This is a genomic window from Photorhabdus sp. RM71S (assembly GCF_042879355.1).
GTDB classification, from domain to species: Bacteria; Pseudomonadota; Gammaproteobacteria; order Enterobacterales; family Enterobacteriaceae; genus Photorhabdus; species Photorhabdus kayaii.
Window position 1 is genome coordinate 1 of record NZ_JBHFKV010000340.1, and the last position, 223, is coordinate 223.

1 protein-coding gene is annotated in these 223 nt (G+C 31.8%); it reads right to left on the minus strand.

Annotation, left to right across the window (positions count from 1 at the left end; genetic code table 11):
* The coding region (locus tag ACGF5R_RS25130; protein WP_387693375.1) for an HNH endonuclease at window positions 1–223 on the minus strand (223 nt) is incomplete at both ends.

The following is a 223-nucleotide window of genomic DNA, read 5'->3' on the forward strand; positions in this document are numbered from 1 at the left end:
TCCAAATCCTGATTTATCCATAGAAACTACTGGTGATTTCTGGTTATCACACAACCCTGTTTTCCATGCATGTTTTAGATTTTGCTCGTTGGTACACCATTCAAGATTATTAACATGATTATTTTTTTTATTTCCGTCGATATGATTAACAATTGGATAATTATTGGGGTTTGGTATGAAAGCTAATGCAACAAATCTATGCACTAACTGATGCTTATTTTTA